The sequence below is a fragment of the Saccharopolyspora sp. genome (assembly GCF_017434145.1).
Taxonomy (GTDB): domain Bacteria; phylum Actinomycetota; class Actinomycetes; order Mycobacteriales; family Pseudonocardiaceae; genus Saccharopolyspora_C; species Saccharopolyspora_C galaxeae.
Genome location: NZ_JAFRFW010000654.1, coordinates 1 through 4,604, shown reverse-complemented (window position 1 = coordinate 4,604; position 4,604 = coordinate 1). Strand labels below are relative to the sequence as shown.

Below are 4,604 nucleotides of genomic sequence, written 5' to 3'. Positions count from 1 at the left end.
GCACCCGGAGCCGGTCGCGGTCCGGCTGCACTGCGAGATCGCCGAGTGCGTGCGGGCGGGCGACCGCGACCGGGCCGAGGGGGCGATGCGCGAGCTCGTCGCCGAAGCGCTGGAAGGGACTCTCGAACAACTCGCGGCCGTGGAGGCCCGCGACGGGTCAGCCGTGGAGGCCCGCGACGGATCAGCCGAGTAAGCCCGCGGCGGACCAGCCGAACAGGCCAGGGCCGATCAGTAGCCTTCGTACGACCCGCCGCCCTGCACACCGGTGACGCCGGGAACCTCGGAGACCGATCCGTACCGCTCGATCGAGTAGCGGCTGGCCGCCACGATGTTGTCCACCGGGTTCCAGATGTCCTGGTGCCCGGGCACCGCGAACGAGTGGAACGTGGGCTCGATGGTCTGCATCAGGCCCTTCGACGGGGTGCCCGCGGAGGCGTTCGAGTCCCAGTTGTTCGCCGCGGCCGGGTTGCCGCCGGACTCGTGCTGGATGATCGTGCGCAGCGACTCGGGGTCGATCTTCTCCGGCGGCACGCCGTTCGCCTGCAGCACTGCGGTGGCCTGCGCGATCCACCCGCCGATCGGGTCGGCGGGCACGCCGCCCAGCCCGGAACCGGCGTTCGGGGGATGCACCGGTCCGGGCTGGACGTGCCCGGCCACCTCTGGCGCGGCGGCGTGGAATTCGGTGTCGGCCTCGGGGGACGGGGCTTGTGCGCCGAGTACGACACTGAGCACGCCGGTGGCGGCCGCGGCGGCACCGATCTGCGCGGTCCGCACCCTCGGGGGCAAGCGGTGCGGGCCGATGCCGGAGCCGGTGCCGGTGAACGCGGTCCACAGTTCGCGCAGGGCGGTGGCCGCCTTCTCCCGCAGCCGTCGCACGGTGGCCGGAGATTCGGGTAGCTCGGGGGTCTGGTCGGGACAGAAGATTTCGGGGGTGTGGTCGGGGGAACTCACGAGACCCCACAGTCCGTCACGCCCCGTGCGCGTACATCGCGGTTCCTACCTACGCAACTACCTACTTTGGTTGCGTACGTGGACCGTTGTCACCGAGAGTGCGCGCTGGTTCGTGTCTCAGCGCCGCGCCTGAGCGGCCCGTGAACCACTCGCCGGACCGCCTCAGCTCTCGCGGCGGTGCCCGGCGAGCCAGCTGGCGATCTGGGCGCGCGAGGAGAAGTCCAGCTTGGTCAGGATGTGCTGCACGTGGCCTTCGACGGTGCGCTGCGCGATCACCAGGCTCTCGGCGATCTCCTTGTTCGTGCGCCCCTGCGCGACGAGCTCGGCGATCTCGCGTTCCCGCCGGGTCAGGGCGGTGGCCGACGGCTCCGCCTGCGGCACCGCGCGACCGGGCTTTTTGATCTCCAGCGCGTAGTCGATCGCCGCGTCCGGCGCCATCCGGTAGCCGCGCTCGAACGACTCCCGGTAGGTGCGGTCGCCGAGCGCTTCGCGGGTGCGGCGTTCGTGATCGTTGTGCCCGGCCTGGAAGGTCGAGTAGAAGTCCGGTGCGGCGCGCACCGCGTCCCAGACCGCCGCGGCCGCGCCGAACAGCCGCGCGGCGCGCTCGTTGCGGCCCAGCCGGTGCGCGATCCAGGCGAGGATGTCGATCGCGAACGCCCCGGCCAGCCGGTTGTCCAGCTGCCGCTGCAGCCGCAGCGCCTCCTTCGCCGCCGTCTCCGCGCGGGCCGAGATCCCGCGCATCACCTCGATGTAGGAGGTCGCCCACAGCGCGTAGGAACGCCAGAACAGCTCACCGCGGCCGGTGGTCACCTCGATGCACTCCCGCAGCAGCGCCAACCCGTCCTCGTGCTCCCCGTTGAGGCCGCGGACCAGGCCCAGCCCGAACAGGCCGAACAGCTCGCCGTAGGGGGCCTCCAGCGCGCGGAACCGGCGCAGCGCATCGTCGAGCAGCCGCGCCGCCTCGGGAAGGTTCCCGCGGAAGAACGCCGACATCCCCGAGATCAGCACCAGGTAGGCGCGCTCGTGGTCGTCGTCGTGCCGTTCGGCCAGCTCGGAGGCTTCCGCCAGCAGCGGGTCCGCGGCCTCGGGGTCGCCCTGCATCAGCGCGAACCAGGCGTTCGCGCGCAGCCCGCCCGCCCGGTCCGGAGTCGACGCCGGAACTTCGGCCAGCGCGATCTCCAGCCAATGCCGCGCCTCACCGTTGAGTCCCCGGATGCCCCAGAACGGCGCGAGCCGCGCGGCCAGCCGCAGCGCGGCCGGCGCGGTCTCCGGGTCGCGCACCGCGGTGTCCAGCGCCATCCGCAGGTTGTTCAGGTCCAGCCGCAGCTCCCGCACCCAGGAAACCTGGTGCGGACCGAGCCAGTCGGTGCTGAACCGGTCGGCCACGCTCGCGTACCACTCCTGGTGGCGCACCAGGACGCGCCGCTGCTCACCGGACTCGGCGAGCCGTTCGGCGCCGTAGTCCCGCAGCGCGTGCAGCAACCGGAACCGAACCTCCCCGGCCTCTTCCTCGCGCACCAGCACCGACTGGTCCACCAGCGAGTGCATCGCACCGAGCACGTTGACCCGGCTGAGCCCGTCCGCGGCCACGTGCTCGGCGGCTTCCAGCCCGAAGCTGCCGGAGAACACCGAGACCCGCGCCCACGCCGTCCGGTCCTGCTCGGAGCACAACTCCCAGCTCCAGTCGATCAGCGCGCGCAGGCTCTGCTGCCGCGCCGGGGCGCCGCGGCGGCCTTCGGTCAGCAGGCTGTAGCGCTCGACGAGCCGCTCTTCGAGCTGCTGCAGCGACAACGAGCGCAGCCGCACCGCGGCCAGCTCGATCGCCAGCGGATTGCCGTCCAGTTCGGCAACCAGCCGCATGAGCGTTGCGCCGTCGCCCGCGCCCTGTTCGGAGTCCGCGTCGGCGTCGGTGCCCACCTCGAAGTCCGGGACCGTCGCCCGCACCCGGTCCAGGAACAGCCGCACCGAGGAGAACTGCTCGTAGGACTCCGGCGGCGGCGGATCGTCCGGGTCGGGCACCTGCAGCGGCGGCACCACCAGCGTGGCCTCCCCGGCGACGCCGAGGGACTGCCTGCTGGTCGCCAGCACCCGCACCCCGGGGCACCAGCGGATCACCCCGTCCACGAACAGCGCGGCGTCCTCGATCACGTGCTCGCAGTTGTCCAGCACCAGCAGCATCTCGCGGTGCCTGAGATGCCCGACCACGGTGTCCACGTCGCTGCCCGCCGACGGGCCGCCGAGGTTGAGCTGCTCGATCACGGCCTCGGTCAGCAGCGAGCCGTCGCGCAGCTCCTCCAGGCTCACGCACCACGCCTTGTCCCGGAACGCGCGCCGCATGCCCGCCGCAACCCGCAGCGCCAGCCGGGTCTTGCCGACCCCGCCCTGCCCGGTGAGGGTCACCAGCCGCGACTCGGCCAGCAGCCGTTTGGTGCGGGTGATCTCGTGGCGCCGGCCGACGAAACTCGTCACGTCGACCGGGAGGTTGCCCGCTGGCTCGCGAACGCGGGCCGCGCGCGCACTGGAGACCACGACCCGAGCGTAACCCGACGCCAGGCCGCCGGAGACGACGATCTTGCAGGTCACAGACTTGCGGTGGGTTATCGTCCGGAGCGGCGCGGGGCGGCGCGCAAGTGCATCCGCTCGCCTTGCGGGCCGAACAGGCTCAGCAGCTCCACCGGCCCGTCGCCGGTGGAACCCATCCAGTGCGGCAGGTGCGTGTCGAACTCGGCGACCTCGCCGGTGCGCAGCACGAAGTCCTGCTCGCCCAGCACCAGGCGGAGCCGGCCGCTGAGCACGTACAGCCACTCGTAGCCCTCGTGGCTGCGCGGCTCGACCGGGTGCGCCGGTTTCGCGGGCAGCACCATCTTGAACGCCTGCAGCCCGCCGGGTTGCCTGCTCAGCGGAACCACGGTCATGCCGCCGACCTTGCGCGGGCGGGCGTGCACCCGCGGATCGCCGACCTGCGGTGCGCCGACCAGCTCGTCCAGCGGCACCTGGTGCGCCCGCGCCAGCGGCAGCAACAGCTCCAGACTGGGTTTGCGCTGCCCGGACTCCAGGCGCGAAAGCGTGCTCACCGAGATCCCGGTGGCCCGGGACAGCGCCGCCAGCGTCGCGCCGCGCTGCTTGCGCACCTGCTTCAACCGTGGCCCCACCTCGGCCAGCACTTCTTCCATGACCGCCAGTTTCCCGGATCGGCAAGCGAGGTTGCCAGAACCGCTACTCCGGGAGCACGGGATCCGCGAGGCGCGCGCGAGCCAGCGCCACGTAGTCGTCGTTGCCGGTCCGGAGCCCGTGCAAGCCGAGGGAAACGCGGTACCGGAACTCCGCGAGCAGCACGACGTGCTCGCGGAAACGCTCGTGCGGCGCACCACCCGCCCGGTCGTAGGCGGCGAGCAGCCGGTCGAGCCCGTCCGCGCCGAACGCCACGTACGGCGCTGCGAAATCTTGCGCGGGATCGTCCACGGCCGCGTCGGCCCAGTCGAGAATTCCGCGCAGCGAACCGGTTTCGTCGACCAGCGTGTGGTTCGGGGACAGATCGTTGTGCACCAGCCGCGGCCGCCCGGCCCAGCAGCGCTCGTCGTCCAGCCAGCGCCGCCACCGATCCCGCGCGTGCCCGGGAACGCCCAGTTCCGCCTGCGCGTCGGCGAGTTCGG

At 72.4% G+C, this 4,604-nt stretch carries 4 protein-coding genes and 1 pseudogene; 1 reads left to right on the top strand and 4 read right to left on the bottom strand.

Translation table 11 applies throughout. From position 1 onward, the window contains the following. Positions 1-193: pseudogene (locus IJH84_RS17880) on the top strand (hypothetical protein); the annotation flags it as partial. Positions 194-228: 35 nt separating this feature from the next. Here the strand turns inward: IJH84_RS17880 and IJH84_RS17875 are convergent. The 4 genes from IJH84_RS17875 to IJH84_RS17860 form a co-directional block, all read right to left on the bottom strand. Continuing rightward, on the bottom strand, positions 229-951 hold the full coding sequence (locus IJH84_RS17875; protein WP_295146495.1) for a transglycosylase SLT domain-containing protein: 723 nt from the start codon (positions 949-951) through the stop codon (positions 229-231). A 162-nt stretch (positions 952-1,113) separates the two neighbouring features. Next, positions 1,114-3,480 (bottom strand): LuxR C-terminal-related transcriptional regulator, encoded by a 2,367-nt coding sequence (locus tag IJH84_RS17870; RefSeq protein WP_200069962.1) that lies wholly within the window; start codon positions 3,478-3,480, stop codon positions 1,114-1,116. 68 nt (positions 3,481-3,548) lie between these two features. Beyond that, a complete protein-coding gene (locus IJH84_RS17865) occupies positions 3,549-4,124 on the bottom strand; it encodes a helix-turn-helix domain-containing protein (protein ID WP_200069961.1) in 576 nt (191 codons plus the stop codon). Between the two features lie 43 nt (positions 4,125-4,167). Next, a partial coding sequence (locus IJH84_RS17860; RefSeq protein ID WP_295146491.1) for a phosphotransferase occupies positions 4,168-4,604 on the bottom strand: 437 nt, incomplete at its 5' end.